The organism is Angustibacter aerolatus (genome assembly GCF_054776675.1).
Window position 1 is genome coordinate 1 of sequence record NZ_BAAHBM010000185.1, and the last position, 1,634, is coordinate 1,634.

General features: G+C 77.9%; 3 protein-coding genes. All 3 read left to right on the forward strand.

Going from position 1 to position 1,634, the window contains the following annotated elements; genetic code table 11:
* A partial coding sequence (locus tag ACYVI6_RS18670) for a hypothetical protein (RefSeq protein ID WP_460447787.1) occupies positions 1-282 on the forward strand: 282 nt, incomplete at its 5' end.
* Positions 279-1,394 carry a hypothetical protein gene (locus tag ACYVI6_RS18675; RefSeq protein WP_460447788.1) on the forward strand — a complete coding sequence of 372 codons (1,116 nt, stop codon included), beginning with the start codon at positions 279-281 and terminating at the stop codon, positions 1,392-1,394. The genes ACYVI6_RS18670 and ACYVI6_RS18675, both read left to right, overlap by 4 nt.
* Positions 1,391-1,634, forward strand: a 244-nt coding sequence (locus ACYVI6_RS18680) for a hypothetical protein (RefSeq protein WP_460447789.1), incomplete at its 3' end; no start/stop codon positions are given. The genes ACYVI6_RS18675 and ACYVI6_RS18680, both read left to right, overlap by 4 nt.

Below are 1,634 nucleotides of genomic sequence, written 5' to 3' on the forward strand. Positions count from 1 at the left end.
GACCTGGCCGACGTCGTCCCCGCCGCACCCCGCGGCAGCGCGTCGGACGACGTCGCCGCGTTCGGGGAGGGCCGCGACGCGCGCCTGGCGGCCGGTCTCGGCATCGAGCTCGACGGCGAGGACGCCGCCACCACGGCCGCGCGGCTGCGGACGGCCCCGGTGCAGGTGGCCGTCCGCGACCTCGACACCGACCGGGCCGCGGCGCGGGTGGCGCTGGAGGACCTGGCCGGCCGGCTGGTCGACGCGGCCAGCGCGCTGCAGCAGACGGGGGTCGTGCGATGACGGAGGCGGGTCTGTCGAGCGGGCGGCGGCTGCTGACCGCGGTCGACGGCGAGGTGACCAAGGCGCTGCTCGGGCTGATCGACCAGCTGGTGCCGCAGGCGAGCGAGGACGCGCCCGACCCGGGCCCGCGCCGGGTGCCGCGCGACCTGCGGCTGTGGTTGGCCCGGCTGCGGCTGCTCGAGCCGGTGCCGTTCAGCCACCTCGTCGCGGACGCCTCGCTGCTGCCCGCGGAGTCGATCCGGTTCTTCCACCTCGACCGCGGCTGGACCGACGCGCTGGTCGAGGGCGCGCTCGGCGTCGGCACGGTGACGACGTCCGACCGGGCCGTGCTGGAGCAGGTCTACCCGGTGGTGCGCGACGAGGTCGACGAGGCCGAGCGGCTGGTGCGCCTGCCGGGCTGGGAGCGCGGCGCCGACGTGCCGAGCGGCCCGGCCGGCCCGGTCACCGGGTTCCTGCTGCGCTCGCGGCTGGTCTCCGGCTGGCCGGCGCTGCACGTGCGGGCGTACGCGAAGGACAACCTGCTGGAGCGGCCGGTCGAGGCGGACGACGCCGTCGACGACGCGGACGGCGGCCGGCTGGGGCGGTTGACCCTGCTGCGCATGGAGCGGCTGGCGCCCGCCGTGCTGCTGGTGCTGATCGACGGCTTCCCGCAGGTCGTGCACCTGGAGGAGCCCCGCGCCGGCGTCCAGTACGGCATCGACTCGTTGCCGGACGGCGCCGGGGGCCTCGCGGCGAGCATCGAGCTGCGGGACGTGCGGACGGCGCAGCGGCTCGTGCCGCCGGTGCAGGTGAAGGTGCCGTTCCGCCGCGGCGCGCCGGGGGTGGTGCACGTGGCCGAGCTGGCCCGCCGCATCGGCGCGAACGGTGACCCCGCCCACGTGCTGACCGACGGGCAGGTCGACGCGGCCGAGCTGGGCATGGAGCTGCTGCAGTTCCCGTTCCGCGCGGTCTTCGGCGACCGCACGCTGAGCGACCCGCAGGCGCGCCAGGTCGAGCTCGACGCGGTGTTCCGCCCGGCGCTCGGGTACGCGCAGCTCGTGGCCCGCTTCGACGCCGTCCGGGCCGACCTCGGGCCGGCGGTGCTGCCGCGGGGCGGGGGCGGGCAGCCGTGAGCCCCTACGACCCGAAGCAGGTCTCGGCGTTCCAGGGCGCGGCGGCCTACAGCGTCGCGGCCCGCACCGGCCTGGTGGCCGCGGTGCTCGACACCTGGGACGGCGCGCTGCTGCGCGAGCCGCGCATCTGCGTGCCGGTCGACGTGCAGGCGCTGGTGGTGCCCCGCCCGGCACCCGGCGTGGACGACGGCGAGACGGCGGGCGTGCCGCTGATCGGGCCGCTGTCGCCGGGCGCCGCCC